Here is a 19840-nt window from a genome sequence, read left to right on the forward strand (position 1 = left end):
TCGGCTTTCGCCAATCTCCAGCGCGGCAGGAAGGGCGGATGGGCCGAAGCTGCCAATCTCCCCCCTTGCGGGGGAGATGGCCGGCAGGGCAGAGGGGGGTGGGAAGAAACGCCATCATCTCCGCAGTATCATTTCCCCTTCCACACCGGCTCGCGCTTTTCGGCAAAGGCGCGAAAGCCCTCAAGATTGTCCTCCGAGCCGTACAGTGCGTCAACCGTCGGCAACTGGCGGCGCGTCACCCGGTTCATCGCGTCCTGGAAGGTGAGCGATTCGGCGACACGCGCCGTCTCCTTGATCGCGGCGAAGACCAGCGGCGGGCCGCCGGCGAGCAGCCGGGCGATCTCCCAGACGCGGTCCTCGAGCCTCTCCTTGGACAGCACCTCGTTGACCAGGCCCCAGCGATGCGCCTCTGCGACATCCATCCAGCGGCCGGTGAGCAAAAGGTCCATGGCGACATGATAGGGGATGCGTTTCGGCAGCTTGATCGTTGCCGCGTCGGCCAGCGTACCGGCGCGGATTTCCGGCAGCGCGAAGGAGGAATGATCCGACGCGTAGATAAGGTCGCAGGACAGCGCCAGCTCGAAGCCGCCGCCGACCGCCATGCCGTTGACGCAGGCGATGACCGGCTTGTTGAGGTCGCGCAATTCCTGCAGTCCGCCGAACCCGCCGACGCCATAGTCGCCGTCGACCGCATCGCCACCGGCCGCGGCCTTGAGGTCCCAGCCGGCGCAGAAGAACTTGTCGCCGGCGGTCTTGACGATGGCGACTCGCAGATCCGGATCGTCGCGGAACGCCTTGAACGTCTCGCCCATCAGCCGCGACGTTTTCAGGTCGATGGCATTGGCCTTGGGCCGGTCGAGCACGACTTCGAGGATGGTGCCCTCGCGGCGGGTGGTGATGACGTCAGACATTCTTGTTCTCTCCCAGCACCAGCAGCGCGTCGGCGATCCAGGCGCCATTGCCCTCGGTGCAGACGATCAGCGGGTTGATGTCGAGCTCCTCGATCTCGCCGGCATTTTGCTGCACGAAGGCAGCGATGCCTGATATCGCATCGATGGCCGCCGCGACATCGGCCCTGGGCCGGCCGCGATAGCCTTCGAGCAGCGGGAACAATTTGAGCCCGCGCAGCGCCGCCTCGATGTCGTCGCGGGTTGCCGGCAGCATCAGCGTCACGCTGTCGCGCAGCAGCTCGACCAGCACGCCACCGGTGCCCAGCGTCATCACCGCGCCGAACATCGGGTCGCGGGTGAAGCCGACGAGCAGTTCGGCGACGCCGTCGCGCACCATGCGCTCGACATAGAGGCCGGTGCCGAGTGGGGCGAGATCATGAGCGGCGGTGCTGACGGATTCGGCATCCCTGAGGTTGAGCCGCACCGCGCCGAGCTCGGATTTATGGGTGACGCCCAAAGCCTTCAGCGCCACCGGGAAGCCGAGCGCCATCGAGGAGATGACAGCTTCAACTGCATTGCCGGCGCGTTCGCCCCTGGGCACGGGGAGCCCGGCCTCGATCAGCCGCGCTTTCGCCTCGGCTTCATCAGGCGTGACATGGTCGCCGGCCGGCGCCCCGGAAGCGGAGGTGTCGATCGGCTGCGCCTGCGGCTCGCGCCAGGCCCAGCCGATGAAGGCTGCCGCCTGGGCGGCGTCCATGGCTTCGGAAATGCCGAACAACGGCACCATGCCGCGTGCCATCAGGCCGGCGGTGTATTCCTCGGGCAGGTTCTCCGGCAGCGACGAGACGATCGCGCCCTGCGCCTTGTTGGTCTTCAGCGCCGATTCGAAGGCACGCAGCGTCGCCCACCAGTCGGTGTCCGAGCAGCGGTCGGGGCGCGGGAAATCGAGCACCAGCATGTTGAGATCGAAACCGCCCGACACCATGGCGGTGAAGGTGGCGGTCATCGCCGGCTCGTTGTTCCAGATAAATGTGTGGTAGTCGAGCGGGTTGGCCACCGCAACCAGCGGCCCGAGCGTCGATTTGACGTGGGCGCGGTGCGTATCGGTCAACGCCGGAAAGTTCACCCAGCGGCCTTCGGCGCTGTCGGCCATCACAGACGCCTCGCCGCCCGAACAGCTCATCGACGACAGCCGATAGCCGGGCAGGGGGCCGGTGACGTGCAGCAGCTTGAGCGCCTCGATGAAGGCCGGGATCGAATCGACGCGGGCGATGCCGAGCCGCTTCAGGAAGGCGCCCGAGGCGGCATCCGACCCGGCCAGCGATGCAGTGTGCGACACCGTCGCCTGCCGCGCCTGCTCGGAGCGGCCGACCTTCATGGCGATGATCGGTTTCTTCAGCTCCCGCGCACGTGCAGCCAGCCTTTCGAACCCGGCTACCGAATCGAAGGCCTCGATGTGCAGGCCGAGCGAAGTGACGCGGTCGTCCTCGATCAGGCCGAGCGCCATTTCGGAAAGGCCGGTCTGCGCCTGGTTGCCGGCGGTCATCAGAAAGGCGATCGGCAGGCCGCGCTTCTGCATCGTCATATTGATGGCGATATTCGACGACTGGGTGATGATGGCGACGCCGCGGCCGCCCTCGGCCAGCCTGATGCCGCCGTGCTGATCGGGCCACAGCAGCGCGCCGTCGGCATAGTTGATCAGGCCGTAGCAGTTCGGTCCGATGATCGGCATCTGGCCCGCCGCCGCGACCAACTCGGCCTGCAGCCGCTCGCCGTCCTCGTCATAGGCCTCGGTCTCGAGGAAGCCGGCGGCAAAGCAGATGGCGCCGCCGGCGCCGCGTTCGGCCAGCGCCTTGACCACCTCGATGGTCAGATGCCGGTTGACGCCGACAAAGGCGGCGTCGGGGGCGCCGGGTAGATCGGCTACCGAACGGTAGGCCTTGCGGCCGGCGACTTCGTCTTTGCTCGGGTGCACCGGCCAGATCTCGCCGGCAAAGCCCATTTTGATCGACTGCGCGACGACGGCGGCGGCCTGCGCGCCGCCGAAGACGGCGATCGATTTCGGGCGCAGAAGACGTTCAAGCCTGTGCATTGTTCAGCCGCCGAACGGGCGCAGCAGCGCCCGTGAAATGATGTGGCGCTGGATTTCCGAAGTGCCTTCCCAGATGCGCTCGACGCGGGCGTCGCGCCAGATGCGCTCCAGCGGCAGATCGTCCATCAGCCCCATGCCGCCATGGATCTGGATCGCCTCGTCGGCGACGAAGGCAAGCATTTCTGTGGCCTTCAGCTTGGCCATGGCCATGTCCTGATCGGTGACGGTGCCCTGATCGTACTTCCAGCCGGCTTCGAACACCATCAGGTCGGCGGCCTTCAGTTCGGTCGCCATGTCGGCGAGCTTGAACGACACGCCCTGGAACTTGCCGATCTGCTGGCCGAACTGCTGGCGCTGCGCGGCATATTCGACGGCGTGACCAAGCGCCCGCTCGGCCCGGCCGAGACAGGTCGCGCCGACCTGCAGGCGGGTTGCGCCAAGCCACGAATTGGCGACGTCGAAACCCTTGTGGACCTCGCCGAGAACCTGGGCTCCGGGCAGCCGGCATTCGTCGAATTCGAGGATGGCATTGGTGTAGCCGCGGTGCGAGACGTTGCGGTAGCCGTCACGCACCGTAAAACCCTTGGTGCCCTTGTCGACGAAGAACGCGGTGATCTTCTTGCGTTTTCCACGCGAAGACTCTTCCTCTCCCGAGGCCATGAAGACGATGGCGAAATCGGCAAGATCGGCATGGCTGATGAAGTGTTTGGTGCCGTTCAGCACCCAGTCGTCGCCATCCTGCACGGCGGTCGCCTTCATGCCGCGCAGATCGGAGCCGGCGCCCGGCTCGGTCATCGCCAGGCAATCCCATTTCTCGCCGCGAATGCAGGGATAGAGATATTTCTCGCGCTGCTCCGGCGTGCCGGCCAGAAGGATGTTGGAAGGCCGCGCCACGCAGGTCCAATGCAGCGCGTAATTGGCGCGGCCGAGCTCTTTTTCGTAAAGCAGCCAGGTCACCGTATTGAGCCCGGCGCCCCCGACTTCCGTTGGCATGTTGGCGGCATAGAGCCCGGCTTCGATTGCCTTGGCCTTGATCTCCTCGATCAGTTCGCGGCGCAGTACGCCGGTGCGCTCGACCTCGCGCTCGTGCGGATACAGCTCGTTCTCGACGAAGGCGCGCGTCGTCTCGACGATGAGTTTCTGTTCTTCCGAAAGACCAAAATCCATGGCCTCAGCCTTTCTTCTTATTCTTCGGCTTTTCAGCCTTGGCCTTTTCGGCCGCCTTGGAAGTAGCGGGCTTCTTCGCCGCAAGCTTGGCGAGCTGCTTCGTATAGTCCTTGTGCAAGGCGCCGGCGCCCCAACCCTTGCCTTTATTCTGCTTCGACAGCGCCTCCATGATCGCGACCAGATTGTCGTCGCGGATCTTTTCGAGCTCGCGGATTGACAGGCCATGTGCCTGGTCGTCCGACTGGGTGGCGATCAGGTCGACCAGCTCGTCGTTGAACTCCGGCACATCCATCAGCTTGGTCCATGGCCATTTCAGGCATGGCCCAAACTGCGCCATGAAATGGCGCATGCCGGCCTCGCCGCCGGCGACGCGATAGACCTGGAACATGCCCATCTGCGCCCAGCGCAAGCCGAAGCCATAGCGCATGATGTCGTCGAGTTCCTCGACCGTGCAGATGCCGTCTTTTATCAGCCACAGCGCCTCGCGCCATGCCGCCTCCAGCAGGCGGTCGCCGACAAAAGCCTCGATCTCCTTGCGGATGACCACCGGCTTCATGCCGATCGAGGCGTACATCTCCTTGGCGACCTCGATGGCCTCGGGGAAGGTCTGTTCGCCGCCGACGACCTCGACCAGAGGCAAGAGATAGACCGGGTTGAACGGATGGCCGACGACCAGCCGCTCCGGATGCTCCTTCATCGCCACCTGCATGTCGGTCGGCTTGATGCCGGAGGTCGAGGAGCCGACAATGGCGTTGGCCGGCGCATAAAGGTCGATCTCGGCCAGCACGCGGTGTTTCAGGTCGAGCCGTTCCGGCACGCTTTCCTGGATGAAATCGGCGTCGGCCACGGCATCGGCGATGGTCTTGGCAAAGGTCAGTTTGCCCTCTTTTGGCACGCCGCCGGGCAGCATCTGCTTGTAGGCGCGGCGCGCGCCTTTCATCACCTCGCCGACCTTGCGCGCGGCGTCGGGATCGGGATCGAAGATCGACACGTCGATGCCGTTCAAGAGCAGGCGCGCGACCCAGCCGGCGCCGATGACGCCGCCGCCGATGGCGGCCGCCTTGGTGATGATGCTCATGCGGAGGCTCCGGTTCTTGTCCTGGCTACTTTGGAATCGATGAGGGGCACGCGTTCGCCGGCACGGATCACTGTGGCGTCATAGGCTCTGCGCGCGAACACTTCGAGCACGAAGGGCCGGAAGAAGTCGATCGGCAACGTCTCGTAATCCGGATCGAAGCTCGACTGGTCCCAGCGCTCGCAGAACTGGTCGCAATCGTCGAAATAAAGGTGGCCGGCGAAACGGTCGCGCGCATGGGGATTGCCGCCGAGATGATGGGCATAATAGAGGCGCTGGAAGTCGCCGTGCTTTTCCACCACCCAGGTGCACTGCTCGCGCACGAAAGGTTTTAGGATCGAAGCTGCATATTCGTCGTGATTGTACGGTGCGTAGATGTCGCCGATGTCGTGCAGCAACGCGCAGGCGAGCCAGTCGGTGTCGGCGCCATCGCGCCATGCGCGCGTCGCCGTCTGCAGCGAATGACCGAGCCGGGTGATCTTGTAGCCGGACAGGCCTTCGTCGAGTTGGACAAGCGCGTCAAGCAGCCGTTCGCCGGTCTTCGCCGCATAGTCGATCTCGTGCTCGGTGAGGAAGGCGTAATCGTCGCGGTCGCCGTCCTTCATCGCGGTGAATTTCACGGTCTTCATCGGCAGCTCCTCCCTACCGATCGCTTGTTCAAAGCGGCGCGCGCTTCGTCAGGTTGAGCTTCTTGCGCACCTCATCCGGGCCGATGACCCTTGCGCCCATGTTCGACACGATGCTGACCGCCCGCTCGACCAGCTGCGCATTGGTCGCCAGCACGCCCTTGTCGAGCCAGAGATTGTCCTCGAGCCCGACGCGGACATTGCCGCCGGCCAGCACCGCGGCGGCGGCGTAGGCCATCTGGTTGCGGCCGATAGAAAACGCCGACCAATTCCAGTTCGACGGCACGTTGTTGACCATGGCCATGAAGGTGTTGAGATCATCAGGCGCGCCCCATGGCACGCCCATGCACAATTGCACGAGCGCGTCCGGATCCAGTACCTTTTCCTCGACCAACTGCTTGGCAAACCACAGATGGCCGGTGTCGAAGGCCTCGATCTCCGGCTTGACGCCGAGCGCCGTCATCATGGCGCCCATGGCGCGCAGCATGCCGGGCGTGTTGGTCATAACATAGTCGGCTTCGGCGAAATTCATCGTCCCGCAGTCGAGCGTGCAGATCTCCGGCAGGCACTGGCGCACATGTTCCACACGGTTGGTGGCGCCACCCATATCGGTGGCTTTCTCGTTCAGCGGCAGCGGGTTTTCCGGCGAACCGAACACCATATCGCCGCCCATGCCGGCGGTCAGGTTCAGCACCACGTCGACGTCTGCCGCGCGGATGCGCTCAGTTACTTCGCGATAAAGGTGCACGTCGCGGCGCGGCTTGCCGGTTTCGGGATCGCGCACGTGGCAGTGGACGATCGCCGCACCCGCCTTTGCCGCATCGATGGCCGAATCGGCGATCTGCTTGGGTGAACGCGGCACATGCGGGCTGCGGTCTTGCGAGCTGCCGGACCCGGTCACGGCACAGGTAATGAAAACCTCACGGTTCATTGCAAGTGGCATCGGACTCTCCCAATCGGCACAGACGGTCTCGACCAACATGGCCCCAAATGGGCCCGATCGAACAGATGGCAACAATGCCTGACTTGCCGGAAACTGTTTTGCGTTTTACGAAGACCATATGATGAAAAACGAAAAGCCTTCGATCTTTCGCGCCGAGCGCTCGCCGCTCAAGGTGACGCTGCTGGTGTTTTCCGGTTCGTCGATCATGTGCGTGGCATCGACCGTCGATCCGCTGCGCGCCGCCAACCGTATTGCCGGCGAGACGCTGTTCGATTTCAGGCTGGTTTCGGTGACCGGCGAAGCACCAATCACCACATGCGGCCTGCCGGTTGCGGTCAGCGGCCGCTTCGATGCGGCGGATACAGCCGATATGCTTGTCGTGGTCGCCGGCTTCGGCACGCAGAACTATGCCACATCGGCCCTGCTTTCCGGCTTGCGCCGGGCGGCGCGCGCCGCGCGCGCCTGCGGCGGCGTCGAAGCCGGCACCTGGCTTGTGGCCCGCGCCGGCCTGCTGGAAGGGCGCAGCGCCACCACGCATTGGGAGGACATGGAGGATTTCTCGTCGGCCTTTCCAGGCGTCGATGTACGCCCTGACCGCTACGTCATCGACGGGCCGGTCTTCACTTCGGGCGGCGCCTCGCCGACCTTCGACCTAATGCTGCATCTGATCCGCACGCGGCTCGGCATGGCCGTCGCGCTCGATGTGGCAAGTGTCTTCATCTACGACCAGGCGCGGGCGGCGACCGACGCGCAGCCGCTGGTCTCGCTCGGCCGCCTCGACGGCTACGATCCGCGGCTGGCGCAAGCCATCCGGCTGATGGAAGCGCATGTCGACCAGCCGCTGACCATCGCCGCGGTGGCGAAGCGCGCCGGGGTGACGGCGCGAACGCTTGAAAGCATCTTTCGCAAGTCGATCGGCGAGACGCCGGGCGCTTATTATCTCAGGCTGCGGCTGGGTGCCGCGCGCCGGCTGGTGGTCGACACGCGCGTGGCCATGGCCGACATTGCCGGGCGAACAGGGTTCTCGTCCGCCGCGGCATTTTCCAGGGCGTTTTCCAGAGCTTTCGGCGAAGCGCCGGTCAGGCTGCGTAGGGGATAGTCGGGATTAGGCAGCGTCCTTGCGGTCGCCTTTGCCGTCGATCTGCGAGCGCATCTGTCTCGCAAGATGGGTCTCAAAGCGGCTGGCGACCGCGCGATCCCATTCGTTTGCACTCCGCGCACCATGTTTCGGATGCGGCAGCGCCATCAGCCGGTCGATGATCGATCCCGCCTCGCCAGATGAGAGCAGGGCGTCGATTTCGCGTTCGTGCTGCATATCGTTTCGCCTCCTTCTTTCTGTTCCCGCCACGAACCACACTATACCGGATTCGTGACGGCTGTTTGAAGGCAAGAGCGAGGCGATTGAGGGGCGGTGCGAGGCAAAACCTTGTCATCGGTTCCGCCTTCGCGCAAAGCTGTTCCGGGTAGGTGGATCGGTCAAAGACCCGCCGGTGCGACACCTCAGACGTACCGGTTGACGATATTCTCGAGCAGTTCCTGGCGGCCGGATCTGGGCTGCGGCTCGATCTTCTTCTTGACGACGCGCTCGGCGATCTCCTCCAGCGTCCGCTTGCCGGCAAGCATCGCCTTGGCCTCGGCGGAGTTCCAGCCGGCATAGCGCTCGGCCAGCGGGGCGGATAGCGCCTTGTCCTCGACCATGCGGGCGGCGGCCTTGAGGCCGCGTGCACAGCAATCCATGCCGCCGATATGGCCAATCAGCAGATCCTGCGGATCGAGCGATTGCCGGCGCAGCTTGGCATCGAAATTGGTGCCGCCGGACTTGAAGCCGCCGGCCTGCAAGACCTGGTAATAGGCAAGCGCCATCTCCGGCACGTTGTTGGGGAACTGGTCGGTGTCCCAGCCCGACTGGTAGTCGTTGCGGTTCATGTCGATCGAGCCGAAGATGCCGAGCGCATTGGCCAGCGCCAGCTCATGCTCGAAGGAATGGCCGGCCAGGATCGCATGGCCCTGCTCGATGTTGAGCTTGACCTCCTTCTCCAAGCCGAAGCGTTTCAGGAAGCCGTAGACCGTGGCGACGTCATAGTCGTACTGGTGCTTTGTCGGCTCCTGCGGCTTCGGCTCGATCAGGATGGTGCCCTTGAAGCCGATCCGGTGCTTGTAGTCGACGACCAGGTTGAGGAAGCGACCGGCCTGCTCCTGCTCGCGGGCAAGGTCGGTGTTGAGCAGCGTCTCATAGCCCTCGCGTCCGCCCCACAGCACATAATTCTCGCCCTTCAGCCGCTTGGTGACGTCGATGCAGTGCTTCACCGTCGCTGCCGCATAGGCAAACACATCCGGGTCGGGATTGGTGGCGGCGCCCGACATGAAGCGGCGGTTGGAGAACAGGTTGGCCGTGCCCCAAAGCAGCTTGACGCCGGTCTGCTTCATCTTCGTCGCAAAATAATCTGAGATCTCGTCGAGGCGCGCGGCACTTTCGGAAAAATCTTTTCCTTCCGGCCGCACATCGGCATCGTGGAAGCAGAAGTAGGGTGCGCCGAGCAGCGCAAACATCTCGAAGGCGACATCGGCCTTGAGCTTGGCCAGTTCCATCGTGTCGGTGCCGCCAGCCTTGGCAAACCACGGCCGATCGAAAGTCTGGCCGCCGAACGGATCTCCGCCCGGCCAGGCGAACGAATGCCAGTAGGCGACGGCAAAGCGCAGATGGTCTTCCAGCCGCTTGCCGGCGACAATTTCATCGGGATTGTAGAAGCGGTAGGCCAGCGGATTGGTCGAATCCGGCCCCTCATATTTGATCTTCTGGATGTCGCCGAAAAAGCCGCTGGTCATGATTGTCTTTCCTCTCGCATGGTTCTGTCCTGATTACCTCAGGCGTAATTGGTTTCGCGCTGGCGCTGGATGAAAAGGATCATGTCAAAGCAATCAACAACGGAGACAGACCATGACCGACCTCAACACGATCGCCGAAAACTACATCGCCGCTTGGAACGAGAGCGAGGCCGCGCGCCGGACTGCCTTGCTCAAGGCGACCTTCACCGAAGACGTCAGCTATCGTGACCCGATCATGCAGGGCGACGGCCATGATGGCGTCGCCGCACTGATCGACGGCGTTCAGCAGCGTTTTGCCGGCTTCCGGTTCTCGCTGAAGGGCAAGCCGGACGGGTTTGGCGACACGATCCGCTTCTCGTGGAATCTCGGGCCGGATGGCACGGATTCCGTCATCGAAGGCACCGACATCGGTGTCATCGAGAATGGCCGCCTGAAAATCGTCACCGGCTTTCTCGACAAGGTTCCGGCACAGTGAAGACTTCGTGGCGAGGCGGGGGCGACACACCCCCCTCTGGCCTGCCGGCCATCTCCCCCTCAAGGGCAGCCCCCTCATCCGGCCGCTTCGCGGCCACCTTCTCCCCGCTGGGGAGAAGAGGCTGGCGCCAAGGTCGGCGATCTCCTCTCCCCCCGGGGAGAGGTCGGATTGCCCCGAATTGCTCTTCGCAATTCGGTTGGCAATCCGGGTGAGGGGGCGCTTGCCTAAAAGCCATAGCCATACCCTTGAGGGAGAGATGGCCGGCAGGCCAGAGGGGGCTAAACCCTCGCTCATGCGGTCGCAGCCTTGATGGCTGGGTAAAGCAAGCGGTAGCGCTGATAAGCATCCGCATAGGCGTTGCTTAGCGCGGCGACCGGTTCGATGGTGGCATCGGTGGCCGGCGCCGTGCACACTCTAAGCGGATCGGCGCCCGTCGCCGCGATCATGCCGAGTCGGGCCGCACCGAAGGCAGCGCCGAAATCGCCGTCGGCCGGGATGTCAACGGGCAGGCCGAGCGCGGTGGCGATTGCCTTTAGCCAGTAGCGCGAGCGCGAGCCGCCGCCGATAGCCGTCACCCGCGTCAGCGTCGTACCGGCCTTGGCCAGGGCTTCGAGACTGTCGCGGAAGGCGAAAGCCACGCCCTCCAGCACGGCCTGGGTCAACACGGCGCGGCTCGATTCATGCGCAAGCCCAGTAAACGAGCCGCGAATGGCCGAATCATTGTGGGGCGTGCGCTCGCCGGAGAGATAGGGCAGGAAGGACACGCCGGTCGGCGCCTTCAGCGTATCGCCGAGCTCGGCGGTCAGCTCGCCGGCGCCTTTCCCTGATATCTCCGACAGCCAGTTGAGCGAATCGGTTGCCGACAGGATGACGCCCATCTGGTGCCAGGTGTCGGGCAGCGCGTGGCAGAACGTGTGCACCGCGCTTTCCGGGTTTGGCAGATAAGACGCATTGGCGGCGAACAGCACGCCTGACGTGCCAAGCGAGACGAAGGCCTGGCCGGCTGCGACCGTGCCCATGCCGCAGGCCGAGGCCGCATTGTCGCCGGCGCCGCCGGCGATCGGGATGCCGGCCTGCATCCCCCATTTCGAGGCCAATTCGCTGCGCAAGGCGCCGGCCTTCTCAGTGCCTTCGACCAGCGACGGCATCTGCCCTTCATCGAGCGAGGTCGCGGAAAGCAGGTCGGTTGACCAGTCTCGCTTGCCGACATCGAGCCAGGACGTGCCTGCCGAGTCGGACATTTCCGAAATATGTTCGCCGGAAAGCCAGAGCCGCAGGAAATCCTTCGGCAGCAAGACTTTTGCCACCTTGCCGAAAATATCAGGCTCGTTGTTCTTTACCCAGACCAGCTTTGGCGCGGTAAAACCGGGGAAGACGATGTTGCCGGTGAGCTTGCGGAAGCGCGGATCGGCGTCGAGCTTGGCCGCCTCGGCATGGCTGCGCGTGTCGTTCCACAGGATGCAGGCGCGCAGCACCTGGTCGCCGGCATCGAGCAAGGTGGCGCCATGCATCTGGCCGGAGAGGCCTATGCCTTTGACGGCGGCGAGCTGTCCTGGATGGGAAGCCTTGAGTTCCGCGATCGCTTCCTCGCAGGCGCGGATCCACTCGGCGGGGTTCTGCTCGGACCAGCCGGGATGCGGCCGCAACACGTCGAGCGACGCGTGGCCGGAGCCGATGATCGTCTGCCCGGCATCGATCAAAAGCGCCTTGACGCCCGACGTGCCCAGATCGAGGCCGAGATACATGATGTCCTCCCAATGCCATTAATTTTTTCGGATCTCGAAAAAATCTGACTTGGCAGTTTTTAAGACAAGATCCGCCTCTGGTCAATTCTCCGACAAATTGGCCGCCCGCCGCGAGAACAATGCCGACAGCGGACTGTTCGGCCGCGCCAGCGCGCGTTCCGCGGCAAGCGCCCGTGCCAGCGCATGGTCGCCGGAACGCAGCGCCGCCTCGATCAGCGTCAGGTCGATGACGTCGCGTTGCGCGTGGCTGCCGCCGAAGCAGTGGGCGATCGCGCGGATTGGCCGGATCAGGCGTACCGCCTCGGCATAATTGCCGTCGCCGAATGCCTTGATGGCGAGCGTCAGGGGATGGCCGACATCCCGGGTGAAAGCGGCGTTGTCGTCGTTGCCGCGCATGGCCTCGCGCTGCGCCTCGAGCAAGGTGCGAACCGGCGCTTCTTGGCCGGCGCCGACGAAGGCCATCATTGCATGGGCATCGTTGAAGGCATAGTTGCCGGCGCCGGCCTTGGCCCAGTTGGCGGCAAGTGCTGCCCAGCGGTCGCCGACATCGATGCCGCCGAGATGCAGTCGCCACAGGATCGCCGAGGCATCGACCATGTTAAGCGCCAGCGTCGAGCGCTCGCCGTAGATCGGGCCGTCATAGAGCGCCAGCACCTCGCCGGTCTCGCCGAGATCGTAGTGGAACAGCGCCAGATGCCACCAATTATGCACCTGCAGGAAGCTTTCCAGCGTCCACGCTTCCGGGTTGGCGCGCATCCATGCGATGCCGTCCCTTTGCCGGCTCTGCATTTCCATGACATGAGCGACGGCGTGCTGCGCCCAGCCGTCGCGCGGCTCGATGTCGACTGCTGCGCGGCCAAGCTTTTCGGCGCGCGCATAGTCGCCCATCTCCTCCAGCCCGAACGCCTGCATGCCGAGTATGGCGTGGTATCCCGGCATGCCGCTCTGCCACGACGGCAGCGCGCGGCCGATGCGGTCGCGCAGCATACGGGCATTGCCGGTGAAGAAGTCGATCTGGTGCCCGGTCTGCAGCGCCAGCGCGTCGAGCGGGAAGTCGATGGCGATATCCTCGAGCAGACGGGCGGCTTCATGCCAGCGTCCTCCGGCAAGATGGCCAAGTGCTGCGACATGCGCCTGTTCGCGCGACGTGGCGGCAAGCGGCAGTGCCGCCTCGTGGCATGTCCTGGCCACGGCTGTCGCCTCGCGCTCGGTGGCGAGGCCGAAGAGATAGCCCTTGAACACATGCGCCATGACGAAACCGGGATCTTCGGCGATGGCGCGGTCGACCGAGGCGACCGGATCGCCGATGAAGCATTGCAGTTCGCGCACGGCCTGGCTGTAGGACGAGAACCCGGCCTCCGTCGCGCCCGAAAACGTCAGGCCGAATGCGTCCCTGACTGCCATGGGCTACCCATCGACGACCACACAATTTGTGGATCCGATCTTACAACATTAGCGGTCGGCGCGCTAATCAGGTCTGGGCCGGTAGCAGCTGCGGATTTCAGCAAATATGTAGGCGACGGGTTTGACTCTTTGGCAAGGTCACCTGGAGATATCAAGCAGGCTTTGAAAGCCCTTCGCAACGACTGTTTAGGTGTCACTACCAAATCTGTGACGGCGCAGGCCGAGGCGTTGAAAAGGTAAAGGGTAATGATAGCGATAGGGAATCAATTTGGCGGCCCAGAACAGCGCGGCAGCCTCGTCCACTCAATGCTCAACAAGGCAATGAACGTCGCCGCCGATGTCCGTGATGCGAGTTACAACGATGGTACCGAGGCATGGATAAATCCGATTTTCATTCTGCCTGGCTCGGTCAGTAAGCCTGAGTTTGAGGGCTACAAGCTCGGCCACTTCTCTCGAGAGCAGAAAGGCTTGGTGGTGATGATCGCCGTTCCGCAGCCCGTCGCCAATGGTGAGGATATAGCTGGCTTTGTGGGCATGTCGTTGCGCGAAGCTGTGCGGCTTGCTGCCGCCTATTTTGCTGAAAGGGGCATCAGCTTCTCGACGCTGAAAGCCGAAAAGATCATCCTGGCGATCGAGGCGGCCCTCGAGTAAGCTTCTGGCTCTCGCACTACCCCTCCAGTACTTGACATGGCTTTCGTGTTCCAAGCCCACGGCAGGAGTTTGTTGAGATCGTTGACGAATTACGGTGACGAATTACGGCGAATTACGGAATTACGGTGACAGCGCACTTTTTGCTACGTTTGCTCGGCTGTCGCTGTGTGTAGATTGACCGCATGGCTCGACTTGCATTGCCGCGTCGCCGATGTCGGCATCTGCGCGGCCGGTGGACAGTGAAGCACTTCTGGCCCGGACTGCCGAGCAAACCGAAAAAGCCGTGAAATCAGGAAACCGCGACAGGCGGGGAAAAGCGAATGGTGTACTTGTCACCGTAATTCGTAATTCTGGGCCTGCAGCAAAAATTGCGGCAGGCGAATTTCGTCTGCTCTAATTGCCCGAGCGCATCGCCACCGTGGCGATGCCGGCGCCGACCAGCAGTGTGCCGCCGGTGCGGTTGAAGATGCGGATCGCCCGGGGATTACGCACGACGTTGCGCGCCCTTGCCGCGATCAGCGCGTAACCGAAGGCATTGGCGAAGGCGAGCGCCAGGAAGGTCGTTTCGAAGATCAGCATCTGCGTCCAGAAATCGGCGTGCCGGTCGAGGAACTGCGGCAGGAAGGCGACGAAGAAGGTGATGCTTTTCGGGTTGAGCGCGGTGACCAGCCAGGCATGCGCCATCATCTTGGCCGAGGACACCGCGTCCAGGCGCGGCTCGGCCTTGAGCGTGCCACCGGCGCGAAACAGCTTTATGCCGAGATAGATCAGATAGCCGGCGCCGATCACCTTCAGCACGGTGAACACGGTGGCCGACGCCGCCAGCAGTGCGCCGATGCCCAGCATCGACAGCGTCATCGCCGTAAAATCGCCAAACGCCACGCCGGCCGCCATCGGCAGCGCGGTGCGCCAGCCCTGGCCGAGCGCATAGGACACGACTAGAAGGATGGTCGGACCGGGAATGACAAGAAGGATCGTCGAGGCGGCGGCAAAGGCGGCCCAGTTTTCGAAGGACATGTTCGTCTCCTTGAGCTCAAAGAAGAGGATAAATCCTTGGGCTCGCGAAGATGTAAAGGGGCGACATCGAAAAATGTACGGCGCGACGGAGGTTAAGGTAGGGCAAGATGTCTTCACGCTTTTTCAACCATGATTGGTGAAAATGCATCCTATCCGGCCGGACCGTGTTTCCCGCCGATAGCGTAGGGTCTGGGTAGATGCGTGAGTTGCCGCAAAGTCTGACGCCGCCGTGCGACGGCGACGCCATCGACATCGAAATTTCCGAAAACCAGCTTTCCCGCCGCACGGTGTTGTCCGGCGCCGGTGCGCTGGCGCTACTCGGCGTCGCAGGCTGCAGCCAAACGCTCGACCTGTCGGCGCTGCAACTCGACGGCGTCACAACCGGCGCGATCACCCCCATCCGCCCGAGCATCAGCGTCGACAAGAACATTACCAGCCCTGGTGTGATGTATGCCTCCGTCACCGACGGCGGCTTCACGCTGCCGGAAGTGCCCTACCTCAAGGTAAAGCCGGAGTTCCGCCGCCAGATCGTCGTCGACCCGACCGGCGAGCAGCCCGGCACCATCGTCGTCCATTCGCAGGAGCGGCTGCTCTATCTGGTGCAGCCCGGCGGTGACGCGATCCGTTACGGCGTCGGCATCGGCAAGGAAGGCTTCCGCTGGTCCGGCCGCGCCAACATCCAGTACGGCAAGGAATGGCCGACCTGGAGGCCGCCGGCCGAGATGATCGCCCGCAAGCCGGAACTGGTGAAATGGCAGGCCGGGCAGCCCGGCGGCCTCGACAACCCGCTCGGCGCGCGCGCGCTGTACATCTACCAGAACGGCCAGGACACCGGCTACCGCATCCACGGCTCGCCCGAATGGTGGAGCATCGGCCAGGCGATGTCGTCGGGCTGCGTTCGCCTGATCAACCAGGACATCATAGACCTCTACAGCCGCGTCTCGAGGAAGAACCCGGTCGTCGTCGTCTGATCTCCCGGTCGTCGTCTGACCTGATAGCGCGGCCGGCGCGGCTGCTCGACTCTCCCGTTGCGTGATCTCGCAAGACAGGCGAATGTGCCTGCAAAGCCACTGCTCGGGAGACGTGAAGCATGTCCGGAACTTTTGTGATCGCGCAAGGCGGCGGTCCGACCGCCGTCATCAACCAAACGATGGTGGGCGCCGCGCTCGAAATCCGCAAGCGGCATCCCGGCGCCAAGGTCCTGGGCTCGATCCATGGCGTGCGCGGCATTCGTGACGGCAACTATGTCGATCTCTCAGCCATTCCGGAGGATCGGCTGCGGCTGATTGCGGCAACGCCGAGCGCCGCGCTTGGCTCAACCCGCGACAAGCCGGATGACGCCTATTGCGAGATCATCCTCAACGGCCTGAAGAAGGCCGGCGCCGACGCCTTCATCTATATCGGCGGCAACGACACGTCGGGCACGCAGCAGATCCTGACCGACGCCGCCGGCGGCAAGATGGCTTTTGTCCATGCGCCGAAAACCATCGACAACGATCTCGAGGAGAACGACCACACGCCCGGCTTCATTTCGGCAGCCGAGTTCGTCGCCGGCGCCTTTCTCTCGGTCGACCTCGACTTCCGTGCTCTGCCCGGCATCTATGTCGGCATCGTCATGGGGCGGCATGCCGGTTTCCTCACCGCCGCCGCCGCCGCATGGCAGCTTGATCCCGACAGCGGCCCGCATCTCGTCTATGTGCCGGAGCGTCCGTTCTCGGCCGCGGCCTTCATCGACGATGTTCGCGCCACGCTCGACCGCCACAAGCGCTGCATCGTCGCCGTGTCCGAAGGCGTCAGCACCGCCGACGGCAAGGCGCTGGTCGAAAGCCTTGTGCCGCCGGAGAAACTGGAGCGCGATGCGCATGGCAACGTCAAGCTGTCGGGCAGCGACCTGCCGGCCGCCCTCGAGCGCGCGCTGGCCGAAGGATTGCCGGGCAAGCGGGCGCGCGTCGATGCGCTCGGCTACATGCCGCGCGGCTACGTCGGCGCCATCAACCCCGTGGATGCACAGGAAGCCTTTGATGCCGGCGTCTTTGCGGTCGCTGTCGCCGAACAGGGCGGCGGCTCGGTGGCGCTGCAATATGACGGCAAGAAAACCGTGCTGAACAAGGTGCCGCTGAAAAACGTCGCCGGCAAGACGCGCCACATGCCAGACGATTTCATGCTGCCTGAGGTCAACCAGCTCTCCGATGCGGGAATGGCCTATCTGAAGCGGCTGGTCCCCGAAAAATATAAGGTTGGAAAACCGTTCGTCTGATGCCGGGTCTCTCCTGATGCCGGTCTCTCTTCTGATGCTTGACTGGTTCAGCAGGACGAAAGTCGACGCCCAAACGACGATGCTGACCGAGCCGTTCGTGCATGATTTCGTGCGCGCCAACATCTGGCATCTGCGCGGCCGCGACGTCGACCTGCTTGTCGACACCGGCATGGGCATCCGCCCGCTTGCGCCGGAGCTCGACACGCCTGATGGCAAGCCGCTGCTCGTCGTCGCCACCCACATCCATCTCGACCATGTCGGCTCGCTGCACGAATTCCCGCTGCGGGCAGGGCCCAGGATGAGTGCTGCGTGTTTCGACAGCATGGACGAAGCGGTCACATACGCCCACATGTTTCAAGATCTCGACGGCGCCGTCTCCAAGCTGCCGGCGCCGGGCTGGAAAGCAGCCGATTACAAGATTCCGCCGGCGCCGCTGACGCGAACACTTGACGAGGGCGATCTGGTCGATCTCGGCGACCGGCAATTCCGCGTGCTGCATCTGCCTGGCCATTCGCCCGATTCGATTGCACTGTTCGACGAGGCCGACGGCCTGTTCTTGGCCGGCGACGCCATCTACGACGCGATGCTGATCGACGACCTGCCGGATTCCGACCGATCAGCCTATCGCCGGACGATGCAGCGGCTGCTCGATCTGCCGATCCGCATCGGTCATGGCGGCCATGGACCAAGCTTCAATGCCAAACGGATGCGCGAAATCGCCAACGGCTATCTCAGGCGGACAGACGGGATCGGCGCATAAGAGGCTTCGATGGCCGGCAGGCAGAGGCGGGAAGACATGCGAGCTCGTGATCCCTGTCAGCAATTTTGTTCTTGCTTTGTGCCGGCAACTATGCTATCGATTCCTCTATGGTGCTGATTGCGCCAACAACCCGCCGCAAGGCGGGTTTTATGTTTCAGATCGGCGCTACTCCCCTTCATCAAGGGTTCGAATCTGACGCCAAACCAGCGCGGCGCGCTGGTCGAGAGCGTCAAATCCTGATGAAGCAGCCTCGGCTTCCGGTATCCAGCCCGGCGACATCATCGTCGCCGTCAGTCAGGCGCCGGTGCGGAACGCCAGGCAGGCGGACCAGGCGATTGCGCAGGCGCAGGCCGGGAAATCCGGCAAGAAGTCCGTGCTCCTGCTCGTCGAACGCGGCGACGCGCAGATGTTCGTCGCCGTGCCCTTCGCCAGTGGCTGAAGCGGCGCATTGCCGCGAGGTTGCAGCCAAAATTATGGTTGCCCGCCAGAGCATCTTCGAGAAGACTAGTGAAGGCCGGCAGACGGCCTGATTTAAACGGATTTCCCGATGGTCACCCGCGGCTTCTTTTCAGGACGAAAGCCCCCGACGGATACGGATGCGCGTATCCCGCCGGGGCAGTATCTCGAGCTAGGGTTTCCGGTGCTGTCGGCCGGGCCGACGCCGCGCGTGCGCACCGAGGACTGGTCGTTCGCGCTCAAGCACGGACCGCGGCCGATCAAGAAGTGGAACTGGACAGAGTTCAACGCACTGCCGTTGACCAAGATGACCCGCGACATCCATTGCGTCACCGCATGGACCAAGTTCGACACGGCGTGGCAGGGTGTGCTGGTCGACGATATTCTGGCGGATGCCGGCATCGAGCCGCTGAGCCCCTTCACGCTGGCACTGTCGTTCGACGGCTACACCACCAACGTGCCGACGAAGGATCTCACCGCCGGCAAGGCGATGGTGGCACTGCTTTACGAAGGCAAGCCGATCACGCCGGACCATGGCGGCCCAGCGCGGCTGCTGGTTCCGCATCTCTATTTCTGGAAGTCGGCCAAATGGCTGAACGGGCTGCAGTTCACCGAGCGTGACGAGCCCGGGTTCTGGGAGCTGCGCGGCTATCACATCTATGGCGACCCGTGGCGCGAGCAGCGCTATACGGGCGATCCATGAGCGACGGGCCGGCGGCGCAGTCGCCCTGGCAGACGGTGACCATCAGACGCATCGAAAAGCGCACGCCGCGCGTCACCAGCTTTTTCCTCAAGCCGTCGCGGCCGTTCGCCTATCGTGCCGGGCAGCATGTCGACGTTAGGCTGACGGCGCCGGACGGCTATCAGGCGCGCCGTTCCTACTCCATCGCCTCGGCGCCTGACGCCGGCGAGACGATCGAACTGGCGATCGAAAGGCTCGACGATGGCGAGATCTCGCCCTTCTTCCACGATATCGCTGCGGTCGGCGATGAGGTCGAGCTGCGCGGACCGCTCGGCGGCCACTTCGTCTGGTCCGACAGCGACGGCGGCCCGCTTCTGCTGGTCGGCGGTGGGTCCGGCGTGGTGCCGCTGATGGCGATGATCCGCCATCGTGTCGCGCGCAAATCGACGGTGCCCGCGGTGCTGGTGTTTTCGGCACGGGTCTGGGACGAGGTGATCTTTCGCGACGAACTGATCGACTTCCACAATCGCCGGGACGGCTTCGATCTGGTGTTGGCGCTGACCCGCGAGCCGGCCCGGCGCCCGGCGGACTATTCGCGGCGGGTCGATGCCGCGATGATGGAGCAATCGATGGTGCGGCTGCCCGCGCCGCCAAGGTTCGCCTTTGTCTGCGGCTCGAATGCCTTCGTGTCGGCCGCCGCCCAGGCGCTGATCGATGCCGGCGTTCCGGCAAGCCTCATCCGCACCGAGCGCTACGGGGTTTAAGCTCCCCGCC

General features: G+C 63.9%; 19 protein-coding genes and 1 pseudogene. 9 read left to right on the forward strand and 11 right to left on the reverse strand.

What is annotated here, in order from left to right; all coding sequences use genetic code 11:
• Nucleotides 1-128: 128 nt before the first annotated feature.
• Genes BQ8482_RS03485 through bcoG form a run of 6 tightly spaced genes read right to left on the reverse strand, consistent with a single transcriptional unit; the run spans nucleotide 129 to nucleotide 6793 of the window.
• On the reverse strand, nucleotides 129-911 hold the full coding sequence (locus BQ8482_RS03485) for a carnitinyl-CoA dehydratase (RefSeq protein WP_123146273.1): 783 nt from the start codon (nucleotides 909-911) through the stop codon (nucleotides 129-131).
• The gene (locus tag BQ8482_RS03490; RefSeq protein ID WP_123146274.1) at nucleotides 904-2982 is read right to left on the reverse strand and encodes an acetate--CoA ligase family protein; all 2079 of its coding nucleotides are present in this window, start codon (nucleotides 2980-2982) and stop codon (nucleotides 904-906) included. Before BQ8482_RS03490 ends, BQ8482_RS03485 begins: the two co-directional genes overlap by 8 nt.
• Nucleotides 2983-2985: 3 nt before the next feature.
• Nucleotides 2986-4149, reverse strand: coding sequence for an acyl-CoA dehydrogenase family protein (locus tag BQ8482_RS03495; RefSeq protein ID WP_123146275.1), 1164 nt, complete (start codon nucleotides 4147-4149; stop codon nucleotides 2986-2988).
• A 4-nt stretch (nucleotides 4150-4153) separates the two neighbouring features.
• Complete coding sequence (locus BQ8482_RS03500; RefSeq protein WP_123146276.1) at nucleotides 4154-5227, reverse strand: 3-hydroxyacyl-CoA dehydrogenase NAD-binding domain-containing protein; 1074 nt, start codon at nucleotides 5225-5227, stop codon at nucleotides 4154-4156.
• Nucleotides 5224-5853, reverse strand: a complete 630-nt coding sequence (locus tag BQ8482_RS03505; protein ID WP_123146277.1) for an HD domain-containing protein — start codon at nucleotides 5851-5853, stop codon at nucleotides 5224-5226. The genes BQ8482_RS03500 and BQ8482_RS03505 overlap by 4 nt, the downstream gene beginning before the upstream one ends.
• A 28-nt stretch (nucleotides 5854-5881) precedes the next feature.
• The gene (gene bcoG / locus BQ8482_RS03510; protein ID WP_123147352.1) at nucleotides 5882-6793 is read right to left on the reverse strand and encodes a 3-dehydrocarnitine:acetyl-CoA trimethylamine transferase BcoG; all 912 of its coding nucleotides are present in this window, start codon (nucleotides 6791-6793) and stop codon (nucleotides 5882-5884) included.
• A 118-nt stretch (nucleotides 6794-6911) separates the two neighbouring features.
• Between bcoG and BQ8482_RS03515 the strand changes: the two genes are divergently transcribed.
• Nucleotides 6912-7892, forward strand: a complete 981-nt coding sequence (locus BQ8482_RS03515; protein WP_123146278.1) for a GlxA family transcriptional regulator — start codon at nucleotides 6912-6914, stop codon at nucleotides 7890-7892.
• A gap of 6 nt (nucleotides 7893-7898) precedes the next feature.
• On the opposite strand, the gene BQ8482_RS03520 is transcribed toward BQ8482_RS03515, so the two are convergent.
• Nucleotides 7899-8108: a hypothetical protein gene (locus tag BQ8482_RS03520; protein ID WP_123146279.1), complete on the reverse strand. Its 210-nt coding sequence runs from the start codon at nucleotides 8106-8108 to the stop codon at nucleotides 7899-7901.
• Nucleotides 8109-8293: 185 nt separating this feature from the next.
• On the reverse strand, nucleotides 8294-9619 hold the full coding sequence (gene xylA / locus BQ8482_RS03525) for a xylose isomerase (RefSeq protein ID WP_123146280.1): 1326 nt from the start codon (nucleotides 9617-9619) through the stop codon (nucleotides 8294-8296).
• Nucleotides 9620-9731: 112 nt separating this feature from the next.
• Between xylA and BQ8482_RS03530 the strand changes: the two genes are divergently transcribed.
• On the forward strand, nucleotides 9732-10094 hold the full coding sequence (locus tag BQ8482_RS03530; protein WP_123146281.1) for a nuclear transport factor 2 family protein: 363 nt from the start codon (nucleotides 9732-9734) through the stop codon (nucleotides 10092-10094).
• A 290-nt stretch (nucleotides 10095-10384) separates the two neighbouring features.
• Here the strand turns inward: BQ8482_RS03530 and xylB are convergent, their stop codons facing one another.
• A complete protein-coding gene (xylB, locus tag BQ8482_RS03535; protein ID WP_123146282.1) occupies nucleotides 10385-11839 on the reverse strand; it encodes a xylulokinase in 1455 nt (484 codons plus the stop codon).
• An 81-nt stretch (nucleotides 11840-11920) separates the two neighbouring features.
• Nucleotides 11921-13243, reverse strand: a complete 1323-nt coding sequence (locus BQ8482_RS03540; RefSeq protein WP_123146283.1) for a tetratricopeptide repeat protein — start codon at nucleotides 13241-13243, stop codon at nucleotides 11921-11923.
• 246 nt (nucleotides 13244-13489) lie between these two features.
• Here BQ8482_RS03540 and BQ8482_RS03545 point away from each other — a divergent pair, with 246 nt between their 5' ends.
• Nucleotides 13490-13894, forward strand: a complete 405-nt coding sequence (locus BQ8482_RS03545) for a hypothetical protein (protein ID WP_133254694.1) — start codon at nucleotides 13490-13492, stop codon at nucleotides 13892-13894.
• 393 nt (nucleotides 13895-14287) lie between these two features.
• Here BQ8482_RS03545 and BQ8482_RS03550 read toward each other — a convergent pair whose 3' ends face one another.
• Entirely contained in the window at nucleotides 14288-14911 is a 624-nt protein-coding gene (locus BQ8482_RS03550) for a LysE family translocator (protein ID WP_123146285.1), read from the reverse strand.
• A 197-nt stretch (nucleotides 14912-15108) separates the two neighbouring features.
• On the opposite strand from BQ8482_RS03550, the gene BQ8482_RS03555 reads away from it, so the two are divergent.
• The 6 genes and pseudogenes from BQ8482_RS03555 to BQ8482_RS03580 all read left to right on the forward strand — a co-directional run bounded on the left by BQ8482_RS03555 (nucleotide 15109) and on the right by BQ8482_RS03580 (nucleotide 19830).
• Nucleotides 15109-15882, forward strand: coding sequence for a L,D-transpeptidase (locus BQ8482_RS03555; protein ID WP_123146286.1), 774 nt, complete (start codon nucleotides 15109-15111; stop codon nucleotides 15880-15882).
• Nucleotides 15883-16001: 119 nt separating this feature from the next.
• On the forward strand, nucleotides 16002-17168 hold the full coding sequence (locus BQ8482_RS03560) for a diphosphate--fructose-6-phosphate 1-phosphotransferase (RefSeq protein ID WP_123146287.1): 1167 nt from the start codon (nucleotides 16002-16004) through the stop codon (nucleotides 17166-17168).
• A 34-nt stretch (nucleotides 17169-17202) separates the two neighbouring features.
• Nucleotides 17203-17928: an MBL fold metallo-hydrolase gene (locus BQ8482_RS03565; RefSeq protein WP_123147353.1), complete on the forward strand. Its 726-nt coding sequence runs from the start codon at nucleotides 17203-17205 to the stop codon at nucleotides 17926-17928.
• Nucleotides 17929-18117: 189 nt separating this feature from the next.
• Nucleotides 18118-18367: pseudogene (locus BQ8482_RS03570) on the forward strand (PDZ domain-containing protein); the annotation flags it as partial.
• Between the two features lie 108 nt (nucleotides 18368-18475).
• Entirely contained in the window at nucleotides 18476-19087 is a 612-nt protein-coding gene (locus BQ8482_RS03575; protein WP_123146288.1) for a molybdopterin-dependent oxidoreductase, read from the forward strand.
• Nucleotides 19084-19830, forward strand: coding sequence for an FAD-binding oxidoreductase (locus BQ8482_RS03580; RefSeq protein WP_123146289.1), 747 nt, complete (start codon nucleotides 19084-19086; stop codon nucleotides 19828-19830). Before BQ8482_RS03575 ends, BQ8482_RS03580 begins: the two co-directional genes overlap by 4 nt.
• Nucleotides 19831-19840: the final 10 nt, after the last annotated feature.

The sequence above is a fragment of the Mesorhizobium delmotii genome (assembly GCF_900149755.1).
In the GTDB taxonomy this organism is placed as follows: Bacteria; Pseudomonadota; Alphaproteobacteria; order Rhizobiales; family Rhizobiaceae; genus Mesorhizobium; species Mesorhizobium delmotii.

Excerpts from the sequence above, each read along its gene's own strand:
- BQ8482_RS03485 (WP_123146273.1), bottom strand. The coding sequence starts at position 911 with ATGTCTGACGTCATCACCACCCGCCGCGAGGGCACCATCCTCGAAGTC.
- BQ8482_RS03490 (WP_123146274.1), bottom strand. The coding sequence starts at position 2,982 with ATGCACAGGCTTGAACGTCTTCTGCGCCCGAAATCGATCGCCGTCTTC.
- BQ8482_RS03495 (WP_123146275.1), bottom strand. The coding sequence starts at position 4,149 with ATGGATTTTGGTCTTTCGGAAGAACAGAAACTCATCGTCGAGACGACG.
- BQ8482_RS03500 (WP_123146276.1), bottom strand. The coding sequence starts at position 5,227 with ATGAGCATCATCACCAAGGCGGCCGCCATCGGCGGCGGCGTCATCGGC.
- BQ8482_RS03505 (WP_123146277.1), bottom strand. The coding sequence starts at position 5,853 with ATGAAGACCGTGAAATTCACCGCGATGAAGGACGGCGACCGCGACGAT.
- bcoG (WP_123147352.1), bottom strand. The coding sequence starts at position 6,793 with ATGCCACTTGCAATGAACCGTGAGGTTTTCATTACCTGTGCCGTGACC.
- BQ8482_RS03515 (WP_123146278.1), top strand. The coding sequence starts at position 6,912 with ATGATGAAAAACGAAAAGCCTTCGATCTTTCGCGCCGAGCGCTCGCCG.
- BQ8482_RS03520 (WP_123146279.1), bottom strand. The coding sequence starts at position 8,108 with ATGCAGCACGAACGCGAAATCGACGCCCTGCTCTCATCTGGCGAGGCG.
- xylA (WP_123146280.1), bottom strand. The coding sequence starts at position 9,619 with ATGACCAGCGGCTTTTTCGGCGACATCCAGAAGATCAAATATGAGGGG.
- BQ8482_RS03530 (WP_123146281.1), top strand. The coding sequence starts at position 9,732 with ATGACCGACCTCAACACGATCGCCGAAAACTACATCGCCGCTTGGAAC.
- xylB (WP_123146282.1), bottom strand. The coding sequence starts at position 11,839 with ATGTATCTCGGCCTCGATCTGGGCACGTCGGGCGTCAAGGCGCTTTTG.
- BQ8482_RS03540 (WP_123146283.1), bottom strand. The coding sequence starts at position 13,243 with ATGGCAGTCAGGGACGCATTCGGCCTGACGTTTTCGGGCGCGACGGAG.
- BQ8482_RS03545 (WP_133254694.1), top strand. The coding sequence starts at position 13,490 with ATGATAGCGATAGGGAATCAATTTGGCGGCCCAGAACAGCGCGGCAGC.
- BQ8482_RS03550 (WP_123146285.1), bottom strand. The coding sequence starts at position 14,911 with ATGTCCTTCGAAAACTGGGCCGCCTTTGCCGCCGCCTCGACGATCCTT.
- BQ8482_RS03555 (WP_123146286.1), top strand. The coding sequence starts at position 15,109 with ATGCGTGAGTTGCCGCAAAGTCTGACGCCGCCGTGCGACGGCGACGCC.
- BQ8482_RS03560 (WP_123146287.1), top strand. The coding sequence starts at position 16,002 with ATGTCCGGAACTTTTGTGATCGCGCAAGGCGGCGGTCCGACCGCCGTC.
- BQ8482_RS03565 (WP_123147353.1), top strand. The coding sequence starts at position 17,203 with ATGCTTGACTGGTTCAGCAGGACGAAAGTCGACGCCCAAACGACGATG.
- BQ8482_RS03575 (WP_123146288.1), top strand. The coding sequence starts at position 18,476 with ATGGTCACCCGCGGCTTCTTTTCAGGACGAAAGCCCCCGACGGATACG.
- BQ8482_RS03580 (WP_123146289.1), top strand. The coding sequence starts at position 19,084 with ATGAGCGACGGGCCGGCGGCGCAGTCGCCCTGGCAGACGGTGACCATC.